This window comes from Paraburkholderia sp. J76 (assembly GCF_905220295.1).
Lineage (GTDB): Bacteria > Pseudomonadota > Gammaproteobacteria > Burkholderiales > Burkholderiaceae > Paraburkholderia.
Window position 1 is genome coordinate 17,549 of the sequence record NZ_CAJMZJ010000018.1, and the last position, 22,734, is coordinate 40,282.

General features: G+C 60.8%; 35 protein-coding genes. 34 read left to right on the top strand and 1 reads right to left on the bottom strand.

All coding sequences use genetic code 11. The annotated features are described in order from the left end of the window. The first annotated feature begins 71 nt into the window (after positions 1-71). The 34 genes from rpsG (at position 72) to dsbD (ending at position 21,433) form a co-directional block, all read left to right on the top strand. The gene (gene rpsG, locus U5768_RS27610) at positions 72-542 is read left to right on the top strand and encodes a 30S ribosomal protein S7 (protein WP_006053291.1); all 471 of its coding nucleotides are present in this window, start codon (positions 72-74) and stop codon (positions 540-542) included. Between the two features lie 147 nt (positions 543-689). Beyond that, entirely contained in the window at positions 690-2,792 is a 2,103-nt protein-coding gene (gene fusA, locus U5768_RS27615; protein WP_322033534.1) for an elongation factor G, read from the top strand. A 95-nt stretch (positions 2,793-2,887) separates the two neighbouring features. Further along, positions 2,888-4,078 (top strand): elongation factor Tu, encoded by a 1,191-nt coding sequence (gene tuf / locus U5768_RS27620; protein WP_322033527.1) that lies wholly within the window; start codon positions 2,888-2,890, stop codon positions 4,076-4,078. A gap of 137 nt (positions 4,079-4,215) precedes the next feature. Beyond that, the gene (gene rpsJ / locus U5768_RS27625; RefSeq protein WP_017777154.1) at positions 4,216-4,527 is read left to right on the top strand and encodes a 30S ribosomal protein S10; all 312 of its coding nucleotides are present in this window, start codon (positions 4,216-4,218) and stop codon (positions 4,525-4,527) included. Positions 4,528-4,727: 200 nt separating this feature from the next. Next, the gene (gene rplC, locus U5768_RS27630; RefSeq protein ID WP_028222628.1) at positions 4,728-5,387 is read left to right on the top strand and encodes a 50S ribosomal protein L3; all 660 of its coding nucleotides are present in this window, start codon (positions 4,728-4,730) and stop codon (positions 5,385-5,387) included. Further along, a complete protein-coding gene (gene rplD, locus U5768_RS27635) occupies positions 5,387-6,007 on the top strand; it encodes a 50S ribosomal protein L4 (RefSeq protein ID WP_028213350.1) in 621 nt (206 codons plus the stop codon). Before rplC ends, rplD begins: the two co-directional genes overlap by 1 nt. After that, positions 6,004-6,318, top strand: coding sequence for a 50S ribosomal protein L23 (rplW, locus tag U5768_RS27640; RefSeq protein WP_028206513.1), 315 nt, complete (start codon positions 6,004-6,006; stop codon positions 6,316-6,318). Before rplD ends, rplW begins: the two co-directional genes overlap by 4 nt. A gap of 2 nt (positions 6,319-6,320) precedes the next feature. Next, positions 6,321-7,148, top strand: coding sequence for a 50S ribosomal protein L2 (rplB, locus tag U5768_RS27645; RefSeq protein ID WP_322033535.1), 828 nt, complete (start codon positions 6,321-6,323; stop codon positions 7,146-7,148). Positions 7,149-7,158: 10 nt separating this feature from the next. Then, positions 7,159-7,434, top strand: coding sequence for a 30S ribosomal protein S19 (gene rpsS, locus U5768_RS27650; protein ID WP_027797286.1), 276 nt, complete (start codon positions 7,159-7,161; stop codon positions 7,432-7,434). 12 nt (positions 7,435-7,446) lie between these two features. Further along, on the top strand, positions 7,447-7,776 hold the full coding sequence (gene rplV, locus U5768_RS27655) for a 50S ribosomal protein L22 (protein ID WP_004199272.1): 330 nt from the start codon (positions 7,447-7,449) through the stop codon (positions 7,774-7,776). Positions 7,777-7,787: 11 nt separating this feature from the next. Next, positions 7,788-8,582, top strand: a complete 795-nt coding sequence (gene rpsC, locus U5768_RS27660; protein ID WP_028213348.1) for a 30S ribosomal protein S3 — start codon at positions 7,788-7,790, stop codon at positions 8,580-8,582. Between the two features lie 2 nt (positions 8,583-8,584). After that, positions 8,585-9,001 (top strand): 50S ribosomal protein L16, encoded by a 417-nt coding sequence (gene rplP / locus U5768_RS27665; RefSeq protein WP_042269753.1) that lies wholly within the window; start codon positions 8,585-8,587, stop codon positions 8,999-9,001. Between the two features lie 10 nt (positions 9,002-9,011). Continuing rightward, a complete protein-coding gene (gene rpmC / locus U5768_RS27670; protein WP_028206515.1) occupies positions 9,012-9,206 on the top strand; it encodes a 50S ribosomal protein L29 in 195 nt (64 codons plus the stop codon). Further along, a complete protein-coding gene (gene rpsQ, locus U5768_RS27675) occupies positions 9,203-9,475 on the top strand; it encodes a 30S ribosomal protein S17 (protein ID WP_028206516.1) in 273 nt (90 codons plus the stop codon). Before rpmC ends, rpsQ begins: the two co-directional genes overlap by 4 nt. 346 nt (positions 9,476-9,821) lie before the next feature. Continuing rightward, a complete protein-coding gene (rplN, locus tag U5768_RS27680) occupies positions 9,822-10,190 on the top strand; it encodes a 50S ribosomal protein L14 (RefSeq protein ID WP_028206517.1) in 369 nt (122 codons plus the stop codon). A gap of 9 nt (positions 10,191-10,199) precedes the next feature. Further along, entirely contained in the window at positions 10,200-10,508 is a 309-nt protein-coding gene (gene rplX, locus U5768_RS27685) for a 50S ribosomal protein L24 (protein ID WP_069268212.1), read from the top strand. Between the two features lie 16 nt (positions 10,509-10,524). After that, on the top strand, positions 10,525-11,064 hold the full coding sequence (gene rplE / locus U5768_RS27690; protein ID WP_069268213.1) for a 50S ribosomal protein L5: 540 nt from the start codon (positions 10,525-10,527) through the stop codon (positions 11,062-11,064). Between the two features lie 7 nt (positions 11,065-11,071). Then, positions 11,072-11,377, top strand: a complete 306-nt coding sequence (rpsN, locus tag U5768_RS27695) for a 30S ribosomal protein S14 (RefSeq protein WP_069268214.1) — start codon at positions 11,072-11,074, stop codon at positions 11,375-11,377. Positions 11,378-11,391: 14 nt separating this feature from the next. Beyond that, the gene (gene rpsH, locus U5768_RS27700) at positions 11,392-11,787 is read left to right on the top strand and encodes a 30S ribosomal protein S8 (RefSeq protein ID WP_027819345.1); all 396 of its coding nucleotides are present in this window, start codon (positions 11,392-11,394) and stop codon (positions 11,785-11,787) included. 18 nt (positions 11,788-11,805) lie between these two features. Beyond that, a complete protein-coding gene (rplF, locus tag U5768_RS27705; protein ID WP_322033536.1) occupies positions 11,806-12,336 on the top strand; it encodes a 50S ribosomal protein L6 in 531 nt (176 codons plus the stop codon). 12 nt (positions 12,337-12,348) lie between these two features. Beyond that, positions 12,349-12,714 carry a 50S ribosomal protein L18 gene (gene rplR, locus U5768_RS27710; RefSeq protein WP_027819343.1) on the top strand — a complete coding sequence of 122 codons (366 nt, stop codon included), beginning with the start codon at positions 12,349-12,351 and terminating at the stop codon, positions 12,712-12,714. Between the two features lie 14 nt (positions 12,715-12,728). Beyond that, positions 12,729-13,247, top strand: coding sequence for a 30S ribosomal protein S5 (gene rpsE / locus U5768_RS27715; protein WP_028206522.1), 519 nt, complete (start codon positions 12,729-12,731; stop codon positions 13,245-13,247). A gap of 11 nt (positions 13,248-13,258) precedes the next feature. Beyond that, positions 13,259-13,441, top strand: coding sequence for a 50S ribosomal protein L30 (gene rpmD / locus U5768_RS27720; protein ID WP_010106952.1), 183 nt, complete (start codon positions 13,259-13,261; stop codon positions 13,439-13,441). A 30-nt stretch (positions 13,442-13,471) separates the two neighbouring features. After that, positions 13,472-13,906 carry a 50S ribosomal protein L15 gene (gene rplO / locus U5768_RS27725; RefSeq protein WP_158951565.1) on the top strand — a complete coding sequence of 145 codons (435 nt, stop codon included), beginning with the start codon at positions 13,472-13,474 and terminating at the stop codon, positions 13,904-13,906. Between the two features lie 59 nt (positions 13,907-13,965). Further along, a complete protein-coding gene (secY, locus tag U5768_RS27730; protein ID WP_028206524.1) occupies positions 13,966-15,312 on the top strand; it encodes a preprotein translocase subunit SecY in 1,347 nt (448 codons plus the stop codon). An 8-nt stretch (positions 15,313-15,320) separates the two neighbouring features. Continuing rightward, a complete protein-coding gene (gene infA / locus U5768_RS27735) occupies positions 15,321-15,539 on the top strand; it encodes a translation initiation factor IF-1 (protein WP_004521905.1) in 219 nt (72 codons plus the stop codon). 21 nt (positions 15,540-15,560) lie between these two features. After that, positions 15,561-15,677, top strand: a complete 117-nt coding sequence (gene rpmJ, locus U5768_RS27740; protein WP_027819338.1) for a 50S ribosomal protein L36 — start codon at positions 15,561-15,563, stop codon at positions 15,675-15,677. 35 nt (positions 15,678-15,712) lie between these two features. After that, on the top strand, positions 15,713-16,078 hold the full coding sequence (gene rpsM, locus U5768_RS27745; protein ID WP_028213337.1) for a 30S ribosomal protein S13: 366 nt from the start codon (positions 15,713-15,715) through the stop codon (positions 16,076-16,078). 28 nt (positions 16,079-16,106) lie between these two features. Next, the gene (gene rpsK / locus U5768_RS27750) at positions 16,107-16,511 is read left to right on the top strand and encodes a 30S ribosomal protein S11 (protein WP_006052224.1); all 405 of its coding nucleotides are present in this window, start codon (positions 16,107-16,109) and stop codon (positions 16,509-16,511) included. A 163-nt stretch (positions 16,512-16,674) separates the two neighbouring features. Then, positions 16,675-17,298, top strand: coding sequence for a 30S ribosomal protein S4 (gene rpsD, locus U5768_RS27755; protein ID WP_133186302.1), 624 nt, complete (start codon positions 16,675-16,677; stop codon positions 17,296-17,298). Between the two features lie 124 nt (positions 17,299-17,422). Then, positions 17,423-18,400, top strand: coding sequence for a DNA-directed RNA polymerase subunit alpha (locus tag U5768_RS27760; RefSeq protein WP_027819335.1), 978 nt, complete (start codon positions 17,423-17,425; stop codon positions 18,398-18,400). 124 nt (positions 18,401-18,524) lie between these two features. Further along, entirely contained in the window at positions 18,525-18,917 is a 393-nt protein-coding gene (gene rplQ, locus U5768_RS27765; protein WP_027797304.1) for a 50S ribosomal protein L17, read from the top strand. A 229-nt stretch (positions 18,918-19,146) separates the two neighbouring features. Next, positions 19,147-19,479 carry a divalent-cation tolerance protein CutA gene (gene cutA, locus U5768_RS27770; protein ID WP_322033537.1) on the top strand — a complete coding sequence of 111 codons (333 nt, stop codon included), beginning with the start codon at positions 19,147-19,149 and terminating at the stop codon, positions 19,477-19,479. Further along, entirely contained in the window at positions 19,472-21,433 is a 1,962-nt protein-coding gene (gene dsbD, locus U5768_RS27775) for a protein-disulfide reductase DsbD (RefSeq protein WP_322033538.1), read from the top strand. Before cutA ends, dsbD begins: the two co-directional genes overlap by 8 nt. 52 nt (positions 21,434-21,485) lie before the next feature. On the opposite strand, the gene hemB is transcribed toward dsbD, so the two are convergent. After that, positions 21,486-22,484, bottom strand: a complete 999-nt coding sequence (hemB, locus tag U5768_RS27780) for a porphobilinogen synthase (protein WP_322033539.1) — start codon at positions 22,482-22,484, stop codon at positions 21,486-21,488. Between the last annotated feature and the right edge of the window lie 250 nt (positions 22,485-22,734).

Below are 22,734 nucleotides of genomic sequence, written 5' to 3' on the forward strand. Positions count from 1 at the left end.
TCGGGTTAGTTGGTGGCCGCGGAGCGTGATGTCCAATCCACGCTTCAACTGAAAAAGTTAAAGGAAGAAACATGCCGCGTCGTCGCGAAGTCCCCAAGCGGGAAGTGTTGCCGGATCCGAAGTTCGGCAACGTTGATGTAGCCAAGTTCATGAACGTGCTGATGCTCTCCGGGAAGAAGTCTGTTGCCGAGCGTATCGTGTACGGCGCTTTCGAACAGATCCAGACCAAGGGTGGCAAGGACCCGCTGGAAGTGTTCACTGTCGCGCTCAACAACGTGAAGCCGGTGGTGGAAGTGAAGAGCCGCCGCGTTGGTGGTGCGAACTATCAGGTTCCGGTCGAAGTGCGCCCCTCGCGTCGTATGGCATTGGCGATGCGTTGGCTGCGTGAAGCCGCGAAGAAGCGCAGCGAGAAGTCGATGGCTCTGCGTCTGGCAGGTGAACTCTCCGAAGCGGCCGAAGGCCGTGGCGGCGCGATGAAGAAGCGCGACGAAGTTCACCGCATGGCAGAAGCGAACAAGGCGTTCTCGCACTTCCGCTTCTAAGAGAAAACCCCTACCGGGGTTCGCTCAAAAAACGGAAAAATTTCCGGGCGGGTGCGCTTATCGAGCGCCTCGCCCGTTTGTGTTCAGGCGCGTTGGGTCAACCCGGTCGGGGTCGATCCGGCGCGCACCTCCCGATAGAGGATCAAAGTGGCACGCAAGACTCCTATCGAGCGCTACCGCAACATCGGTATTAGCGCTCACATCGACGCCGGCAAGACGACGACGACCGAGCGCATTCTGTTTTACACCGGCGTGAACCACAAGATTGGTGAAGTTCACGACGGCGCCGCGACCATGGACTGGATGGAGCAGGAACAGGAGCGTGGCATCACGATCACGTCCGCTGCTACGACCGCGTTCTGGAAGGGCATGGGCGGCAACTACCCCGAGCACCGCATCAACATCATCGACACCCCGGGCCACGTCGACTTCACGATTGAAGTCGAGCGCTCGATGCGCGTGCTCGACGGCGCGTGCATGGTCTACTGCGCCGTGGGCGGCGTGCAGCCGCAGTCGGAAACGGTGTGGCGTCAGGCGAACAAGTACAAGGTTCCCCGTCTCGCGTTCGTCAACAAGATGGACCGTACCGGCGCGAACTTCTTCAAGGTCTACGACCAGTTGAAGAACCGCCTGAAGGCAAACCCGGTTCCGGTCGTGGTGCCTATCGGCGCCGAAGAAAACTTCAAGGGCGTCGTCGACCTCCTGAAGATGAAGGCGATCATTTGGGACGAGGCCTCGCAAGGCACGAAGTTCGACTACGTCGACATCCCGGCTGAACTCGTTGACACGTGCAACGAGTGGCGCGAAAAGATGATCGAGTCGGCTGCCGAAGCCAGTGAAGAGCTGATGGAAAAGTACCTCGGCGGCGAAGAGCTGTCCGAAGCGGAAATCGTCAAGGCGATCCGCGACCGTACCATCGCTTGCGAAATCCAGCCGATGCTGTGCGGCACCGCGTTCAAGAACAAGGGCGTGCAGCGTATGCTCGACGCCGTGATCGACTTCCTGCCGTCGCCGGTGGACATCCCCCCGGTCACGGGCGAACTGGAAAACGGCGAGAAGGCAGAGCGCCGCGCATCCGACGACGAGAAGTTCTCGGCACTCGCGTTCAAGATCATGACCGACCCGTTCGTCGGCCAGCTGATCTTCTTCCGCGCGTACTCGGGCATCGTCAACTCGGGCGACACGGTGCTGAACTCGACCAAGGGCAAGAAGGAACGCCTCGGCCGTATTCTGCAGATGCACGCGAACAACCGCGAAGAAATCAAGGAAGTTCGTGCAGGCGACATCGCCGCAGCCGTTGGCCTGAAGGAAGCAACCACGGGCGACACGCTGTGCGACCCGGCGAACCCGATCATCCTGGAACGCATGATTTTCCCGGAGCCGGTGATCTCGCAGGCCGTCGAGCCGAAGACCAAGGCTGACCAGGAAAAGATGGGCCTCGCCCTGAACCGCCTGGCGCAGGAAGACCCGTCGTTCCGCGTCCAGACGGACGAGGAATCGGGCCAGACCATCATTTCGGGTATGGGCGAGCTGCACCTCGAAATTCTGGTCGACCGCATGAAGCGCGAATTCAACGTGGAAGCGACCGTCGGCAAGCCGCAGGTTGCGTACCGCGAAACGATCCGCGCCACGGCGAAGGACGTTGAAGGCAAGTTCGTCAAGCAGTCGGGCGGTCGCGGCCAGTTCGGTCACGCTGTCATCACGCTTGAGCCGAACGAGCAGGGCAAGGGCTACGAGTTCCTGGACGAGATCAAGGGCGGTGTGATTCCGCGCGAATTCATCCCGGCGGTGAACAAGGGTATCGAGGAAACGCTGAAGGCTGGCGTGCTGGCGGGCTTCCCGGTCGTCGACGTGAAGGTTCACCTGACGTTCGGTTCGTACCACGACGTCGACTCGAACGAAAATGCGTTCCGCATGGCCGGTTCGATGGCGTTCAAGGAAGCCATGCGCAAGGCGCAGCCGGTCATCCTCGAACCGATGATGGCCGTCGAAGTCGAAACGCCGGAAGACTACATGGGCAACGTGATGGGCGACCTGTCGAGCCGTCGCGGTATTGTCCAGGGCATGGAAGACATGGTTGGCGGCGGCAAGATCGTTCGCGCCGAAGTGCCGCTGTCGGAAATGTTCGGCTATTCGACGTCGCTGCGCTCGCTGTCGCAAGGCCGCGCAACGTACACGATGGAATTCAAGCACTACGCAGAAGCACCGCGTAACGTGGCCGACGCGATCATCAGCGCGAAGGCGAAGTAAGCATCGGCATTCAGTTGACCATGCGGCGAACCGGGCATGCGCCTGGTTCGCATCGCCCAGTCACCGATTCACCACTTTTTTGAAAGAAGAGAAACATGGCAAAAGGTAAATTCGAACGGACCAAGCCGCACGTGAACGTGGGCACGATCGGTCACGTTGACCACGGCAAGACCACGCTGACGGCAGCGATCACGACGGTTCTGACCGCGAAGTTCGGCGGCGAAGCGAAGGCGTACGACCAGATCGACGCAGCGCCGGAAGAAAAGGCACGTGGTATTACCATCAACACCGCGCACGTCGAGTACGAAACGGCTAACCGCCACTACGCACACGTCGACTGCCCGGGCCACGCTGACTATGTGAAGAACATGATCACGGGCGCCGCGCAGATGGACGGCGCGATCCTGGTGTGCTCGGCCGCTGACGGCCCGATGCCGCAAACGCGTGAGCACATCCTGCTGGCCCGTCAGGTTGGCGTGCCTTACATCATCGTGTTCCTGAACAAGTGCGACATGGTGGACGACGCCGAGCTGCTCGAACTCGTCGAAATGGAAGTGCGCGAACTCCTGTCGAAGTACGACTTCCCGGGCGACGACACGCCGATCATCAAGGGTTCGGCCAAGCTGGCGCTGGAAGGCGACAAGGGCGAGCTGGGCGAAGTGGCGATCATGAACCTGGCCGATGCGCTGGATTCGTACATCCCGACGCCCGAGCGTGCCGTTGACGGCGCGTTCCTGATGCCGGTGGAAGACGTGTTCTCGATCTCGGGTCGCGGCACGGTGGTGACGGGTCGCGTGGAGCGCGGCATCGTCAAGGTCGGCGAGGAAATCGAGATCGTCGGTATCAAGCCGACGGTGAAGACGACCTGCACGGGCGTGGAAATGTTCCGCAAGCTGCTCGACCAGGGTCAGGCAGGCGACAACGTCGGTATCCTGCTGCGCGGCACGAAGCGTGAAGACGTGGAGCGCGGCCAGGTGCTGGCCAAGCCGGGTTCGATCACGCCGCACACGCACTTCACGGCTGAAGTGTACGTGCTGAGCAAGGATGAAGGCGGCCGTCACACGCCGTTCTTCAACAACTACCGTCCGCAGTTCTACTTCCGTACGACGGACGTGACGGGCTCGATCGAGCTGCCGAAGGACAAGGAAATGGTGATGCCGGGCGACAACGTGTCGATCACGGTGAAGCTGATCGCTCCGATCGCCATGGAAGAGGGTCTGCGCTTCGCTATCCGCGAAGGTGGCCGTACGGTCGGCGCCGGCGTGGTCGCGAAGATCATCGAGTAATTCGAGTACAATACTCGGCTTGCTTTAGAAGTTGATGTACCCTGGGTCCGTCCCGCGACGCCTTGTCGCGGGACGGACCTGCGCTCTTTATATCGTCTGGCGGCGCAAGTCCGCCTCGCTCTTTTCAAGGAATCGTCATGCAGAACCAGAAAATCCGTATCCGTCTGAAAGCGTTCGACTATCGCCTGATCGACCAGTCGGCTGCTGAAATCGTCGATACGGCGAAGCGCACGGGCGCAATCGTCCGCGGTCCGGTGCCGCTGCCGACGCGTATCCAGCGTTTCGACATCCTGCGTTCGCCGCACGTCAACAAGACGTCGCGCGACCAGCTCGAAATCCGCACCCATCTGCGCCTGATGGACATCGTCGACCCGACGGACAAGACCGTCGACGCGCTGATGAAGCTGGACCTCCCGGCCGGCGTGGACGTCGAAATCAAGCTGCAGTAAGAGCCTCCAGCGCCGCCAGAATCTTCCGGTGGCGCTAAGTCTTTGATTGCTTGCGGAAAACGTGGGAGGACGTTATACTTGACGTCTTTTCGCGCGTTTGCGCAAAAAATCGGTGTGTCCCTTTCGAGCCTTTACCTCGAAAACATGCCGGTACTTTGTAAATTAGCCCCGACCAATCGCAGTCGGGAATGGAGAAAACGATGAGCCTTGGACTCGTAGGTCGCAAGGTTGGCATGACGCGTATCTTCACGGCTGACGGGGATTCGATTCCCGTGACCGTGCTGGACGTGTCCGACAACCGCGTGACGCAGATCAAGACTGTTGAAACCGACGGCTACACGGCCGTGCAGGTTGCTTTCGGCACTCGCCGCGCATCGCGCGTGACGAAGCCGCTCGCAGGTCATCTCGCCAAAGCTGGCGTTCAAGCCGGTGAAATCCTCAAGGAATTCCAGATCGACGCCGCTAAGGCCGCCGAACTGTCCGCTGGCGCTGTGATCGGTGTGGAACTCTTCGAAGAAGGCCAGAAGATCGACGTGCAAGGCACCTCGATCGGTAAGGGCTACGCCGGTACCATCAAGCGTTACAACTTCGCTTCGGGTCGTGCTTCGCACGGTAACTCGCGCTCGCACAATGTGCCGGGCTCGATCGGTATGGCGCAGGATCCGGGTCGTGTTTTCCCGGGTAAGCGCATGACCGGTCACATGGGTGACGAAACCGTGACGGTGCAAAACCTCGAAATCGCCCGTATCGACGCAGAGCGCAAGCTGCTGCTGGTCAAGGGTGCTGTCCCCGGTGCAAAGGGCGGCAAGGTTTTCGTGACGCCCGCCGTCAAGGCGCGCGCCAAGAAAGGAGCGCAATAATGGAACTGAAGCTCCTGAACGCTAATGGTCAGGAAGGCGCAGCAGTCAACGCGTCGGACGTCGTGTTCGGCCGTGACTACAACGAAGCGCTGATCCATCAGATCGTTGTCGCCTACCAGGCGAACGCGCGCAGCGGTAACCGCGCGCAGAAGGACCGCGAACAGGTCAAGCACACCACCAAGAAGCCGTGGCGTCAGAAGGGTACGGGCCGCGCTCGTGCCGGTATGTCGTCGAGCCCGTTGTGGCGTGGCGGTGGTCGCATCTTCCCGAATTCGCCGGAAGAAAACTTCTCGCACAAGGTCAACAAGAAGATGCATCGCGCAGGCCTCTGCTCAATCTTCTCGCAGCTGGCCCGCGAAGGCCGTATCTCGGTCGTGGAAGAGCTTTCGCTCGAAGCGCCCAAGACGAAGCTGCTGGCCGAAAAGTTCAAGGCCATGGGTCTCGAATCCGTGCTGGTCATTACCGACACGGTCGACGAGAACCTGTATCTCGCGTCGCGCAACCTGCCCCACGTGGCAGTCGTTGAGCCGCGTTTTGCCGACCCGCTCTCGCTGATCTACTTCAAGAAGATCCTGATCACGAAGGCAGCGGTCGCCCAGATCGAGGAGTTGCTGTCATGAGCGAGATTCGCAAGAACGATCATCGTTTGATGCAGGTCCTGCTCGCACCGGTGATCTCCGAAAAGGCGACGCTGGTTGCGGAGAAGAACGAGCAAGTCGTCTTCGAAGTCGCGCCGGACGCGAACAAGCAGGAAGTGAAGGCTGCTGTCGAGCTGCTGTTCAAGGTGGAAGTCGAGTCCGTCAACGTGCTGGTCCAGAAGGGCAAAGCCAAGCGCTTTGGCCGCTTCAACGGCAAGCGCAAGGACGTGAAGAAGGCGTATGTCTGCCTGAAGCCCGGCCAGGAAATCAACTTTGAAGCGGAGGCCAAGTAATCATGGCAATCGTGAAAGTTAAGCCGACCTCGCCGGGTCGCCGCGCGATGGTCAAGATCGTCAACAAGGACCTCCATAAGGGTGCGCCGTTCGCAGCGCTGCTCGAAAAGAAGTCCTCGAAGGCCGGTCGTAACAACAACGGTCGTATCACGACGCGTCACCAGGGTGGTGGTCACAAGCAGCACTACCGCGTGATCGATTTCCGTCGCAACAAGGACGGCATCGCAGCGAAGGTCGAGCGTCTCGAGTATGACCCGAACCGTAGCGCGAACATTGCGCTGGTTCTTTACGCAGACGGCGAGCGCCGCTACATCATCGCGCCGAAGGGCGTGACGGTTGGCACGCAGCTCATGTCGGGTTCGGAAGCGCCGATCCGTGCAGGCAACACGCTGCCGATCCGCAACATTCCGGTCGGTACGACGATCCACTGCATCGAAATGCTGCCGGGCAAGGGCGCGCAAATGGCGCGTTCGGCTGGCACGTCGGCCATGCTGCTGGCACGTGAAGGCGTCTACGCGCAGGTTCGTCTGCGTTCGGGCGAAATCCGCCGCGTGCACGTCGAATGCCGCGCAACGATCGGTGAAGTCGGCAACGAAGAGCACAGCCTCCGTCAAATCGGTAAGGCTGGCGCGAACCGCTGGCGCGGTATCCGCCCGACGGTCCGTGGCGTTGCAATGAACCCGGTCGACCACCCGCACGGTGGTGGCGAAGGCAAGACTGCGGCTGGTCGCGACCCGGTGAGCCCGTGGGGCACGCCGACGAAGGGCTATCGCACCCGCAGCAACAAGCGCACGACGAGCATGATCGTCCAGCGCCGTCACAAGCGTTAAGGAGTAGGCAATGGCACGTTCTATTAAGAAAGGTCCGTTCTGCGACGCCCATTTGCTGAAGAAGGTTGAGGCGGCTGCAGCAACGCGCGACAAGAAACCGATCAAGACCTGGTCGCGTCGTTCGACGATCCTGCCGGACTTCATCGGTCTGACGATCGCCGTGCACAACGGCCGTCAACACGTTCCGGTGTATGTCACGGAAAACATGGTCGGCCACAAGCTTGGCGAGTTCGCACTGACCCGTACGTTCAAGGGTCACGCGGCCGACAAGAAGGCCAAGAAATAAGGGGCAATCAAGATGGAAGTGAAGGCAATTCATCGCGGTGCCCGCATCTCGGCGCAGAAAACGCGCCTTGTGGCTGACCAGATCCGCGGTCTGCCGGTCGACAAGGCACTGAACGTTCTGACGTTCTCGCCGAAGAAAGCGGCTGGCATCGTGAAAAAGGTTGTGCTCTCGGCGATCGCAAACGCGGAACACAACGAAGGTGCTGATATCGACGAGCTCAAGATCAAGAGCATCTACGTCGACAAGGCAGCTTCGCTGAAGCGTTTCACCGCGCGCGCCAAGGGCCGCGGCAACCGCATCGAGAAGCAATCCTGTCACATCACTGTGACGGTCGGGAATTAAGGAGCCATACGATGGGACAGAAAATTCATCCGACTGGCTTCCGTTTGGCCGTCAGCCGCAATTGGGCTTCGCGTTGGTACGCGAACAACAACAATTTCGCGGCGATGTTGAAGGAAGACATCGGTGTTCGTGAATACCTGAAGAAGAAGCTGAAGAACGCTTCGGTGGGCCGTGTTGTGATCGAGCGTCCGGCAAAGAACGCTCGCATCACGATTTACAGCTCGCGCCCGGGTGTGGTGATCGGCAAGAAGGGCGAGGACATCGAACTCCTCAAGGCCGAACTCCAGAAGCGCATGGGCGTTCCGGTTCACGTGAACATCGAGGAAATCCGCAAGCCGGAAACCGATGCTCAACTGATCGCCGATTCGATCACGCAGCAGCTCGAGCGCCGCATCATGTTCCGTCGCGCAATGAAGCGCGCGATGCAGAACGCGATGCGTCTGGGTGCCCAGGGCATCAAGATCATGAGCGCCGGCCGTCTGAACGGTATCGAAATCGCACGTACCGAGTGGTACCGCGAAGGTCGAGTGCCGCTTCACACGCTGCGTGCTGACATCGACTACGCAACCTCGGAAGCGAAGACGACGTACGGCATCATCGGCGTGAAGGTTTGGGTCTACAAGGGCGACACGCTCGGCCGCAACGACGCACCGGTGGTGGAAGAAGTCGCCGAAGAAAAGCGTCCGCGCCGCAATGCGCGTCCGGGCGATCGTCGTCCGCGCCGTGATGGCGAAGGCGCACCGGGTGCACGTCGTGGCGCCCCGCGCCGTGGCGCCGCCGGCGGTGACGGCAAGAGTGGAGAATAACGATGCTGCAACCGAAACGCAGGAAGTATCGCAAAGAGCAGAAGGGTCGTAACACCGGTATCGCAACGCGCGGCAACGCCGTTTCGTTTGGTGAATACGGTCTGAAGGCTATCGGTCGTGGTCGCCTGACCGCGCGTCAGATTGAAGCAGCGCGTCGTGCAATGACGCGTCACATCAAGCGTGGCGGCCGCATCTGGATCCGTATCTTCCCGGACAAGCCGATCTCGCAAAAGCCGGCGGAAGTGCGTATGGGTAACGGTAAGGGTAACCCTGAGTACTACGTCGCCGAGATTCAGCCGGGCAAGATGCTGTATGAAATGGATGGTGTGTCCGAAGAACTGGCCCGTGAAGCCTTCCGTCTGGCTGCAGCCAAGCTGCCGCTGAAGACGGTCTTCATGGTTCGCCAGCTCGGCGCCTAAGGAGTGATTGATGAAGGCATCTGAACTTCTTCAGAAAGACAAGGCCGCGCTCGACAAAGAGCTGTCGGACCTCTTGAAGGCGCAATTCGGCCTGCGCATGCAACTCGCGACCCAGCAGCTCACGAACACGAGCCAGTTGAAGAAGGTTCGTCGCGACATCGCACGTGTGCGGACCGTCCTGACTCAGAAGGCGAACCAGAAATGAACGAAAGCGTGAAAACCTCGCTTAAGCGGACGCTGGTCGGCAAGGTCGTCAGCAACAAGATGGACAAGACGGTCACCGTCCTGGTCGAGCGCCGCGTCAAGCACCCGATCTACGGCAAGTACGTCGTGCAGTCGAAGAAGTACCACGCTCACGACGAAGCGAACACGTACAACGAGGGTGACCTCGTTGAAATCCAGGAAACGCGTCCTCTCTCGAAGACGAAGGCCTGGACCGTGTCGAAGCTGATCGAAGCAGCACGCGTCATCTAAAAGTGGCGCAACACCCCGGGGAGCAATTCTCCGGGGTGTAGAAGTAATTGAAATCGCTGAAGATTTCGCTTGCTAGACCAAGATTATCGAGTTATAGTCTTGGTCTTCCCTCTTTATGGGTTTGCTGTTGGCAACGCAGCAGGCGAAAATAGGTGGGGAAGCAGATCCGGGCGCCAGTCCGGGTTAGCAAGATTTACCGGAATGCGATGGCCGGTTTCGTTTGCCGTCGCTGCTGTTCTTACCCAAGCAGCTGAGCGGTCGTTCTAGTGGCGGCGCGGCTGACGGGACCAAGACTGACCGGATGTGCCATGGTGGCGCGACCGGATTAAGTTGGGAAAGATAAACCATGATCCAGACCGAAACTCGGCTTGAAGTAGCCGACAACACGGGTGCACGTGAAGTCCTGTGCATCAAGGTGCTCGGCGGCTCGAAGCGTCGTTATGCCAGCATTGGCGACATCATCAAGGTGAGCGTCAAGGAAGCAACGCCGCGCGGGCGCGTGAAGAAGGGCGAAATCTACAACGCTGTTGTGGTTCGCACTGCGAAGGGCGTGCGCCGTCAAGACGGCTCGCTGATCAAGTTCGATGGCAATGCCGCCGTGCTTTTGAATACCAAGCTTGAGCCGATCGGCACCCGTATTTTCGGGCCGGTCACGCGTGAGCTGCGTAGCGAACGATTCATGAAGATCGTTTCGCTGGCGCCGGAAGTGCTGTAAGGAGCCGCGATGAACAAGATTCGCAAGGGTGACGAAGTTATCGTCGTTACCGGCAAAGATAAGGGCAAGCGCGGCGTCGTGCTGGCCATCGGCGAAGAGCGCGTCACTGTCGAAGGCATCAACATCGCGAAGAAGCATGTGAAGCCGAACCCCATGAAGGGTACGACGGGTGGTGTGGAAGCCAAGGCAATGCCGCTGGCTATCTCGAACGTCGCACTGGTCGACGCGAACGGTAAGCCGTCGCGCGTGGGCATCAAGGTCGAAGGGGACAAGAAGGTCCGTTTCCTTAAGACGACCGGTGCTGTTCTGAGCGCCTGACGCTGCGGAGTAAAAAATGGCACGTTTGCAAGAATTTTATAAAGAGAAGGTCGTTCCTGGCCTGATCGAGAAGTTCGGTTACAAGTCGGTCATGGAAGTGCCGCGCCTCACCAAGATCACCCTGAACATGGGTGTCGGTGAAGCCGTCGCTGACAAGAAGGTCCTTGAGCACGCCGTTGGCGACCTCACGAAGATCGCCGGCCAGAAGCCCGTCATCACGAAGTCGCGCAAGGCAATCGCCGGCTTCAAGATTCGCGAAGGCTACCCGATCGGCACGATGGTTACGCTGCGTGGCAATGCCATGTACGAATTCCTGGACCGTTTCGTGACGGTTGCGCTGCCCCGCGTGCGCGACTTCCGTGGCGTGTCGGGCAAGGCGTTCGACGGCCGTGGTAACTACAACATCGGTGTGAAAGAGCAGATCATTTTCCCCGAAATCGACTACGACAAGATCGACGCGCTGCGTGGGCTGAACATCAGCATCACGACGACCGCGAAGACCGACGAAGAAGCAAAGGCACTGCTCGCCGGCTTCAAGTTCCCGTTCAGAAACTGAGGTTACCGTGGCTAAACTGGCACTGATCGAACGTGAAAAGAAGCGCGCTCGTCTGGCAGCGAAATTTGCGCCGAAGCGCGCAGCGCTGAAGGCGATCATCGACGACCAAAGCAAGTCGGAAGAAGAGCGCTATTCGGCTCGCCTGGAACTGCAACAACTGCCCCGCAACTCGAACCCGACTCGCAAGCGTAACCGCTGCGCACTCACGGGTCGTCCGCGTGGCACGTTCCGCAAATTCGGTCTCGCACGTAACAAGATTCGTGAAATCGCGTTCCGTGGTGAGATCCCTGGCATCACCAAGGCGAGCTGGTAATAGGAGAAACATAAATGAGCATGAGTGATCCTATCGCCGATATGCTGACTCGCATCCGCAATGCGCAGATGGTCGAGAAGGTTTCGGTTGCTATGCCCTCGTCGAAAGTGAAGATTGCGATTGCGCAGGTTCTGAAGGACGAAGGCTATATCGACGATTTCGCGGTGAAAACCGAAGGTGCGAAGTCGGAATTGAACATCGCGTTGAAGTACTACGCTGGCCGTCCCGTTATCGAGCGCATCGAACGCGTCTCGAAGCCGGGTCTGCGCGTGTACCGCGGCCGCAACGATATCCCGCAGGTCATGAATGGCCTGGGCGTGGCGATCGTTTCGACGCCGAAGGGCGTGATGACGGACCGCAAGGCGCGCGCTACCGGCGTCGGCGGCGAAGTTATCTGCTACGTCGCTTAAGGCCTAAGGAGAAGAAACATGTCTCGAGTAGGTAAGAGCCCGATCGCGCTTCAAGGCGCAGAAGCGACGCTCAGCGACGAGAAGATTACCGTCAAGGGCCCGCTGGGTACGATTTCGCAAGCTGCGAACCGCCTCGTGAAGGTGGTGAACGACAACGGTACGCTCAAGTTCGAGCCGACCGATGAAAGCCGCGAAGCCAATGCGATGTCGGGCACGATGCGCGCGATTGTCGCGAACATGGTGCAAGGCGTGACGAAGGGTTTCGAGCGCAAGCTGACGCTGGTTGGCGTTGGTTATCGTGCTCAAGCGCAAGGCGACAAGCTGAACCTGTCGCTGGGTTTCTCGCACCCCGTGGTGCACCAGATGCCGGAAGGCGTGAAGGCCGAGACCCCGTCGCAAACGGAAATCGTGATCAAGGGGATCAACAAGCAACAAGTTGGCCAGGTCGCTGCGGAAGTCCGCGGCTACCGCCCGCCTGAGCCCTATAAGGGCAAGGGTGTGCGCTACGCCAACGAGGTTGTGATCCTCAAAGAAACGAAGAAGAAGTAAGGGTGCGCAATCATGGATAAGACTCAATCTCGCCTGCGCCGCGCTCGTCAGACGCGTCTCAAGATCGCTGAGCTGCAGGTCGCGCGTCTGGCCGTGCATCGCACGAACACGCACATCTATGCGCAAGTGTTCTCGCCCTGCGGCACCAAGGTGCTGGCCAGCGCGTCGACGCTTGAAGCTGAAGTGCGTGCGCAACTGGCTGACCAGTCGGGCAAGGGCGGCAACGTCGCCGCTGCCTCGCTGATCGGCAAGCGTATTGCAGAAAAGGCTAAGGCCGCCGGCATCGAATCCGTCGCCTTTGACCGCTCGGGTTTCCGCTATCACGGCCGCGTCAAGGCGCTGGCTGATGCTGCGCGCGAAGCCGGGCTCAAGTTCTAAGGAAGGAATTCGTCATGGCAAAGATGCAAGCGAAAGTTCAGGCTGACGAACGCGACGACGGCCTCCGCGAAAAAATGATTTCGGTCAATCGCGTGACCAAGGTCGTGAAGGGTGGCCGTATTCTCGGCTTCGCCGCACTGACCGTGGTTGGCGACGGTGATGGCCGCGTCGGTATGGGCAAGGGCAAGTCGAAAGAAGTGCCGGTTGCTGTCCAGAAGGCGATGGAACAAGCTCGCCGCAACATGTTCAAGGTGCCCCTGAAGAACGGCACCCTGCAACACGAAGTGCACGGCAAGCATGGCGCATCGGTCGTCCTCCTCGCTCCGGCGAAGGCAGGTACGGGCGTGATCGCCGGCGGCCCGATGCGCGCAGTGTTCGACGTGATGGGCGTGCAGAACGTCGTGGCGAAGAGCCACGGTTCGACGAACCCGTACAACCTCGTTCGCGCCACGCTGGACGGTCTGCGCAAGCAGTCGACCCCGGCTGACATCGCGGCGAAGCGCGGCAAGTCCGTCGAAGACATTCTGGGCTAAGGGTGGGAACCATGTCTGAAAAAACTGTCAAGGTTCAGCTCGTCAAGAGCCTGATTGGGACCCGCGAAACGCACCGCGCCACGGTGCGCGGTCTCGGCCTGCGTCGCCTGAACTCGGTTTCCGAGCTGCAGGACACGCCGGCTGTGCGCGGCATGATCAACAAGGTCTCGTACCTCGTTAAGGTCATCGGCTAAGCGGTCGACCAAAGACTCCAGGAGTTGAAAATGGAATTGAATAACCTGAAGCCGGCAGAAGGCGCGAAGCACGCAAAGCGTCGCGTCGGCCGCGGCATCGGCTCCGGCCTCGGCAAGACCGCTGGCCGTGGTCACAAGGGTCAGAAATCGCGTTCGGGCGGCTTCCACAAGGTCGGCTTCGAAGGCGGTCAAATGCCGCTGCAACGTCGTCTGCCGAAGCGCGGCTTCACGTCGCTCACGAAGGAATTCGTGGGTGAAGTGCGCCTCGCCGACATCGAGAAGCTGCCGGTCGACGAAGTCGATCTGCTGGCTCTCAAGCAGGCAGGCCTCGTTGGCGAACTGACCCGCAGCGCGAAGATCATCGCTACCGGCGAGATCAAGCGTAAGGTCGTCGTCAAGGGTCTGGGTGCGACGAAGAATGCGCGTGCTGCGATTGAGGCAGCAGGCGGTTCTTTTGCCGAGTGATTGTGAGTGGTGCGTGCGGGCTTGCCCGCCGTCACTAGCATCTGCATCGGAGAAGCTACTTGGCTAACAGCCCGAGTCTCGCAAAAACCGGTCGCAGCGCACCGAAGTTCGGCGACCTGCGTCGGCGTGCAGTGTTCCTGCTGCTGGCGTTGGTCGTTTATCGTATCGGCGCGCACATTCCGGTTCCGGGTATCGATCCGGACCAACTGGCGAAGCTCTTCCAGAGCCAGTCGGGCGGCATCCTTGGCATGTTCAACATGTTCTCGGGTGGCGCGCTGTCGCGGTTCACGATCTTCGCGCTGGGTGTGATGCCGTATATTTCGGCGTCGATCATCCTGCAGTTGATGGCGATTGTTTCGCCGCAACTGGAAGCGCTGAAGAAGGAAGGGCAGGCTGGACAACGCAAGATCACGCAGTACACGCGGATCTTCACGGTGGTGCTGGCGACGTTTCAGGCGTTCGGCATCGCGGTCGCGCTGGAAAACCAGCCTGGCCTCGTGATCGATCCGGGCATGGTGTTCCGCTTGACGACGGTCGTGACGCTCGTAACGGGCACGATGTTCCTGATGTGGCTTGGTGAGCAGATCACGGAACGCGGGCTTGGCAACGGTATCTCGATCATCATCTTCGGCGGGATCGCGGCAGGCTTCCCGAATGCGCTCGGTGGGCTTTTCGAACTGGTTCGCACCGGCTCGATGAGCATCATCTCGGCGATCATCGTGGTCGTTCTGATCGCAGCCGTGACTTACCTGGTGGTGTTCATCGAACGCGGCCAGCGCAAGATCCTCGTGAACTATGCGAAGCGCCAGGTCGGTAACAAGATTTACGGCGGGCAGTCGTCCCACCTGCCGCTCAAGCTGAACATGTCGGGTGTGATTCCGCCGATCTTCGCGTCGTCGATCATCCTGTTCCCGGCAACCATCCTGAACTGGTTCAGTTCGGGTTCGCGAACCGGCTGGTTTGCGGACACGCTGCACAATGTGGCCGAAGCCCTCAAGCCTGGCCAGCCCGTGTACGTGTTGTTGTACGCGTTGGCGATCGTATTCTTCTGCTTCTTCTACACCGCACTGGTGTTTAACAGCAGGGAAACGGCCGACAACCTGAAAAAGAGTGGCGCGTTCGTACCTGGCATCCGCCCGGGCGATCAGACGGCACGCTATATCGACCGCATCCTCACGCGTCTGACGCTGGCCGGTGCGATCTATATCGTGTTCGTTTGCCTGCTGCCGGAGTTTCTGGTGCTGCGCTGGAATGTGCCGTTTTATTTTGGTGGAACGTCGCTGCTGATCATTGTCGTCGTCACAATGGACTTCATGGCGCAGGTGCAGTCGTACGTGATGTCGCAACAATATGAATCGCTGCTCAAGAAGGCCAACTTCAAGGGCGGCGGCGTCCCGATGCGTTAAAAGGACCTATGGCCAAAGACGATGTAATCCAGATGCAAGGCGAGGTGATCGAAAACCTCCCCAACGCGACCTTCCGGGTGAAGCTGGAAAACGGCCATGTCGTTCTGGGACATATTTCCGGAAAAATGCGGATGCACTACATCCGCATTCTCCCGGGCGACAAGGTGACGGTTGAGTTGACGCCTTACGATCTGTCGCGTGCGCGGATCGTGTTCCGGGCGAAGTGATTTAGGAAAAAGGGTAATATCATGAAAGTGATGGCATCGGTAAAGCGCATTTGCCGCAACTGCAAAATCATCAAGCGCAACGGCGTCGTTCGCGTGATCTGCAGCTCGGACCCGCGCCACAAGCAGCGCCAAGGCTGATTAGCGCGCTTGCGCTTTTTGTTTGAGGAAAAACAATGGCTCGTATTGCAGGGGTTAACATCCCGAACCACCAGCACACTGAAATCGGCTTGACGGCAATTTTCGGTGTTGGCCGCACGCGTTCGCGCAACATCTGCGTGGCCGCCGGTGTGCCGTTCAACAAGAAGGTCAAGGACCTGAACGACGCGGATCTGGAAAAGCTGCGTGAGGAAGTGGGCAAGTTTGTCGTCGAAGGCGATCTCCGCCGTGAAGTGACGATGAACATCAAGCGCCTGATGGACCTCGGCTGCTACCGCGGCGTGCGCCATCGCAAGGGCCTGCCCCTGCGTGGCCAGCGTACGCGTACCAACGCACGTACGCGTAAGGGTCCGCGCCGCGCAGCACAGTCGCTGAAGAAGTAAGCGGAACTGAAAGTTACAGGAAAACGTAATGGCTAAGGCTTCGAACAACTCCGCGGCGCAACGCGTTCGCAAGAAGGTTAAGAAGAACGTCGCCGAGGGCGTGGTTCACGTTCACGCGTCGTTCAACAACACCATCATCACGATCACCGACCGTCAAGGCAACGCGCTTGCCTGGGCAACGTCGGGCGGTCAGGGCTTCAAGGGTTCGCGTAAGTCGACGCCCTTCGCAGCTCAGGTCGCAGCCGAATCGGCTGGCCGCGTCGCGATGGAATACGGCGTGAAGAACCTCGAAGTGCGGATCAAGGGCCCCGGTCCTGGCCGCGAATCGGCGGTGCGCGCGCTGCATGGTCTTGGCATCAAGATCACCGCGATCTCCGACGTGACGCCGGTCCCGCACAACGGCTGCCGTCCGCCGAAGCGCCGTCGCATCTAAGGCGTCGCTTTTGCCGAACGCCTGAGCCGCCGGTAACGGCGACCCAGGCTCTCGGCGTTATTGAATTGACTAAGCCCACCGTTCGGTCCAAAGGGCCGGACTAGCGCGAAACCGACGGGTCTTCCCATCAAGTTCGCGTGACCAATTATCAAAGGAAAGCAACGTGGCACGTTATATCGGCCCGAAGGCCAAGCTGTCCCGCCGTGAAGGCACCGACCTCTTCCTGAAGAGCGCACGCCGCTCGCTCGCCGACAAGTGCAAGCTCGACAGCAAGCCCGGTCAGCACGGCCGCACTTCGGGCGCACGTACGTCCGACTACGGCACGCAGCTTCGCGAAAAGCAGAAAGTGAAGCGTATCTACGGCGTGCTCGAGCGCCAGTTCCGCCGCTACTTCGCTGAAGCTGACCGTATCAAGGGCAACACCGGCGAAAACCTGCTGCAACTGCTCGAATCGCGTCTCGACAATGTCGTGTACCGCATGGGCTTCGCATCGACCCGCGCAGAAGCGCGCCAGCTCGTGAGCCACAAGGCTCTCACGGTGAACGGCGTCGTTTCGAACATCCCGTCGATGCAAGTGAAGGCCGGCGACGTCGTCGCGATTCGCGAAAAGGCGAAGAAGCAGGCGCGTATCGTCGAAGCCCTCTCGCTCGCAGAGCAAGGCGGCATGGCAGGTTGGGTGTCGGTCGACGCGAAGAAGTTCGAAGGCACGTTCAAGGGCATGCCTGAGCGCAGCGACATCGCTGGCGACATCAACGAAAGCCTGATCGTCGAATTGTATTCGCGCTAATCGGATTGACGGCCGGGGTAGCCTCTGTGCTTCGCGCAGGAGGTCGCCTCGGCTGTTTTTTTCAGGTTGTGGCCATCTCAGCCTTATCGGTGTAACGAGCCGAGGGTATTGAAAAGGAAAACCTATGCAAACCAGTTTGTTGAAACCCAAGATCATCGCTGTGGAATCGCTCGGCGACAACCACGCGAAAGTGGTCATGGAGCCGTTCGAACGCGGTTATGGCCATACCTTGGGTAACGCGCTCCGGCGCGTGCTGCTGTCGTCGATGGTGGGCTACGCGCCGACCGAAGTGACGATCGCAGGCGTCGTGCACGAGTACTCGACGCTCGACGGTGTGCAAGAGGATGTGGTCAACCTGCTGCTGAACCTCAAGGGCGTGGTCTTCAAGCTGCATAACCGTGACGAAGTGACGGTTACGCTGCGCAAGGAAGGCGAAGGCGTTGTCACCGCTGGCGACATCGAACTCTCGCACGACTGCGAAGTCATCAACCCGGAACACGTGGTTGCGCATCTGACGAAGGGCGGCAAGCTCGACGTGCAGATCAAGATCGAAAAGGGCCGCGGCTACGTGCCGGGCAACGTGCGCCGTTACGGCGACGAGTCGGCCAAGATCATCGGCCGCATCGTGCTGGACGCGTCGTTCTCGCCGGTTCGCCGCGTGAGCTACGCCGTGGAAAGCGCGCGTGTCGAACAGCGTACCGACCTCGACAAGCTCGTGATGAACATCGAAACCAACGGCGTGATCTCGCCTGAGGAAGCGATCCGCCAGTCGGCGCGCATCCTCGTGGATCAGTTGTCGGTGTTCGCTGCACTGGAAGGCACGGAAACGGCGGCGGAAGCCCCGTCGCGCGCACCGCAGATCGATCCGATCCTGCTGCGTCCGGTGGACGATCTCGAACTCACGGTTCGCTCGGCGAACTGCCTGAAGGCCGAGAACATCTACTACATCGGCGATCTGATCCAGCGCACCGAGAACGAGCTGCTCAAGACCCCGAACCTGGGTCGCAAGTCGCTCAACGAGATCAAGGAAGTGCTCGCTTCGCGCGGTCTCACGCTCGGCATGAAGCTCGAAAACTGGCCGCCGGCTGGTCTCGACAAGTAAGTAATGTGGCACGGACGCGGATTTTCCTTTAAAATCCGCGTCTTGCCTTTTTCATGTACCGGCCCGTGCTTCCGTGTGAAGCGATAGAAGAGCTGGACCAAAACTTTGTTTCAAGGAAATTGAAATGCGTCACCGTCATGGTCTGCGGAAACTGAACCGCACGAGCAGCCACCGTCTGGCAATGCTCCGTAACATGTCCAACTCGCTCATCGAGCACGAAGTCATCAAGACGACGCTGCCGAAGGCGAAGGAACTCCGTAAGGTTGTCGAGCCCCTCATCACGCTCGGCAAGAAGCCGTCGCTCGCAAACCGTCGTCTGGCGTTTAACCGCCTGCGCGATCGTGACTCGGTCACGAAGCTGTTCGACGTGCTCGGTCCGCGTTTCGCGAACCGTCCGGGCGGCTACCTGCGTATCCTGAAGTTCGGTTTCCGTGTTGGCGACAACGCGCCGATGGCACTGGTCGAACTGCTCGACCGTCCGGAAGTCGCGGAAGAGAACGTCCAGGAAGCGGAATAAGCTTTCAGTCGCTTCGGTCCCGGATCGAGCGGCACGCAAAAGAGCCAGGCCTAGCCTGGCTTTTTTGTTTTGCGGCCCGGATTAAAGTCAGCCTGACGGTGTTTGCCGGTCGCAGCCCCTTTTCGCGACACGGCACCCGAGAGAAGGCAATCGGCGCCGATGGTACGATAACGTTCTGCCTCAAAGCCCGCTCGTGCCGCCGCGCGCGGGCGTTACGCCGGAGTTCGTCGTGACCCTCAATGTGACCTTGATACTGACAACGGTGCCCGACGAGGCCACCGCCGAAAAGCTCGCCTCCGGGGCGCTCGCACAGCGTGTCGCCGCGTGCGTGACGCGCCTGGGAGTTGTGCAATCGCAGTATCACTGGCAGGGCAACATCGAGTCGGGCGACGAGATTCAGTTGCTCTTCAAGACGAGTCTCGCCCGCGCGGCCGAACTCGAACAGTTCATCCAGACCCACCATCCCTATGAGACGCCCGAGATTCTCTCGTGGCAAGCGACGGCGTCGAATGCCTACGGGCAATGGGTCAATGCCGAAACTCAGCGCACCCTTCATGTCTAACCGCTTCGATCGGCGCTCCCGCGTCACGCCGTACGCGTCGCTTTCCGGCTTTTTTCTGCTCGTCTGCTGCCTGCTGCCGCTGCTGTTCGGCGCTTCGCTCGCACGAGCCGACGACGACTTCCTGCCGCCCGACCAGGCCTTCACCTTCAGCGCGAGCGAAGTGCCGGGCATGGTCGACGTGCATTTCAAGATCGCGGACGGCTACTACATGTACCGCGAGCGCTTCGCTTTCGCCACGCGCAATGGCACGGCGCAACTGGGCGCGGCGCAAATCCCGCCCGGCCATGTGAAGTTCGATCCGACCTTCCAGAAGAACGTCGAAACCTATCGCGGCGAGCTGACGATCCGCGTGCCGGTCCAGAAGGCGAGCGGTCCGTTCGATCTCGCGGTGACGTCGCAGGGCTGCGCCGACGCCGGCATCTGCTATCCGCCTGCCGAGCACGTGTATCACGTGAGCGGCGCGGCTTTGCAGGCCGCTGCGGCCGGGCAGAGCGCCGTGCCGGGCGCGGCAGGCGCGACGCCCGTGCCGCTGCCGCAAAGCCACGCGGCGCCCGCTGTAAGCGACGCCGACGAACCCTGGTACGAGCGCGCCACAAGCGCCGACTACGCGCAATCGCTGCTCCAGGGCGGCGGCTTTTTCGCTGTGGTCGGCCTGTACTTCCTGGCCGGCATGGTGCTGAGCCTCTTGCCTTGCTCGTATCCGATGATCCCGATCCTTTCCGCGATCATCGTCGGCGAGGGCGCGCGCGTGACGCGCTCGCGCGGCTTCGCGCTCTCGTTCGTCTACGTGCTCGGCATGGCGCTCGTCTACACGGTGCTGGGCATTGCCGCCGCACTGGTCGGTCAGAGCCTTGGCGCGTGGCTGCAGAACCCGTGGGTGCTCGGCGTGTTCGCGGTGCTCCTCACCGCGTTCGCGGTCATGCTGATCGCGGGCTATGACATCGCGCTCCCGCAGCGCTGGCAGGACGGCGCCTCGCGTGCCACGCAGGGCCGCTCCGGCGGCAAATTCGCGGCGGTCGCCGTGATGGGCGCGCTTTCCGCGCTGGTGGTGGGCGCCTGCATGACCGCGCCGCTCTTCGCGGTGCTCGCCTTCATCGCGCACACGGGCAACGCCGTGCTCGGCGGCGCGGCGCTCTTTGCGATGGGTCTGGGTCTGGGCGTCCCGCTGATGATCCTCGGCCTCGGCGCGGGCTCGCTGCTGCCTCGCGCGGGCGCATGGATGGATGGCGTGAAGGTGTTCTTCGGCGTCGTGCTGCTGGCGGCCGCGCTGTGGATCGTCTGGCCGGTACTCGGCGCGACCGCCCAAATGCTGCTCGCCGCCCTCTGGCTGCTGCTCGCGGCCGCGGCGCTCGGGCTTTTTACGCCGAACGCGGGTGTGGCCAACATCTGGCGGCGCCTCGGACGTGGTCTCGGCGCGGCGTTCGCGATCTGGGCGGCGACGCTGATCGTCGGTCTGGCGGCCGGTTCGACCGATCCGCTGCGTCCGCTCGCGGTGCTCGCCGCGCGCGTGGGCGGTGCGAGCGATGCCCCCGCAGGCGTGGAGCAGTCCGCGGGCGCCAGCGATGCTAACGCGCTGGTCTTCGCGCCCGTACGCTCGCCGGCGCAGCTCGATGCGGCGCTCAAGACGGCAGGCAAGCCGTCGATGCTCGACTTCTACGCGGACTGGTGCGTGAGCTGCAAGGAGATGGAGAAGTTCACGTTCAGCGACCCGCGCGTGCAGAAGCGCCTGGGCGAACTGGGCCTGCTGCGTGCCGACGTGACCGCCAATAATTCGGACGACCAGGCGTTGCTCAAGCGCTTCGGACTCTTCGGGCCGCCTGGCATCATCTTCTTCGACACGCAAGGTCACGAAGTGCTGCGCGTGGTCGGCTACGAAAACGCCGACCGCTTCCTTGCGCGCCTCGACCGCGTGACGGCGCGCGCGCCGCAAGCGCCGGCAGCGCCATCGGCGTAAAAACAAAAGGCACGTCCGCGGACGTGCCTTTTTCATGCGACATGCGCTTCGATTACTTCTGTGCGCGCAGCAGACGCGCGGCGTCGAGCGCGAAATACGTGAGGATGCCGTCGGCGCCCGCGCGCTTGAACGCGAGCAGCGATTCCATCATCACCTTGTCGTGATCGAGCCAGCCGTTCTGCGCGGCGGCCTTCAGCATGGCGTACTCGCCGCTCACCTGGTACACGTAGGTCGGGAAGCGGAATTCGTCCTTCACGCGGCGCACGATGTCGAGGTAGGGCATGCCGGGCTTCACCATCACCATGTCGGCGCCTTCCTCGATGTCGAGGCGCACTTCGCGTAGCGCTTCGTCGGAGTTGGACGGGTCCATCTGGTAGGTCATCTTGTTGCTCTTGCCCAGATTCGAAGCCGAGCCCACGGCATCGCGGAACGGACCATAGAACGCCGAAGCGTATTTGGCCGAGTACGCCATGATGCGCGCGTGAATGTGGTTCTCGCTTTCGAGCATCTCGCGGATCGCGCCGATACGGCCGTCCATCATGTCCGAAGGCGCGACGATATCAACGCCTGCTTCGGCCTGCGCGCGCGCCTGCGCGACAAGGATCTCGATGGTTTCGTCGTTGATCACATAGCCGTTTTCGTCGAGCACGCCGTCCTGGCCATGGCTCGTGTACGGGTCGAGCGCGACGTCGCACAGCACGCCGAGGTCGGGGAAGCGCTTCTTCAACTCGCGCACGGCGCGCGGAATCACGCCGTCGGGGTTCGTGGCTTCGATGCCGTCGGGCGTCTTGAGCGACGGATCGACGGCGGGGAAAAGCGAGAGCACCGGAATGCCGAGTTCGACGCACTGCTCGGCGACGCCCATCAGCAGATCGATCGACACGCGTTCGACGCCGGGCATCGACGGCACGGCTTCGCGCACGTTGTTGCCCGCGACGACGAATACGGGGTAGATCAGGTCGTTCGTGGTGAGGAGGTTTTCGCGCATCAGACGGCGCGAGAAATCGTCACGTCGCATGCGGCGCGGACGATGATGCGGATAGAAGCTCATGTCGGCGGATATCTTGAAACGGGATGGGTCCCGGAGCGCAGGAAACTTTTCGGGACAATGGTATATCATACCGATCGAGCGAGGCGCCTGGCGCCAAGCTCCCCGCTTCTCCTCCCTGAGCGGGTGCCTGTCGTTTTTCGATAAGGCTGTTTAACCCGCCGGAAATTACGGCGGGTTTTTTTATGTGCGCCGCGCATTGCCTTCGAAAAAGTCTGATGAAAGCGTGTGGACAGCCCGCGACCAGGGGCTC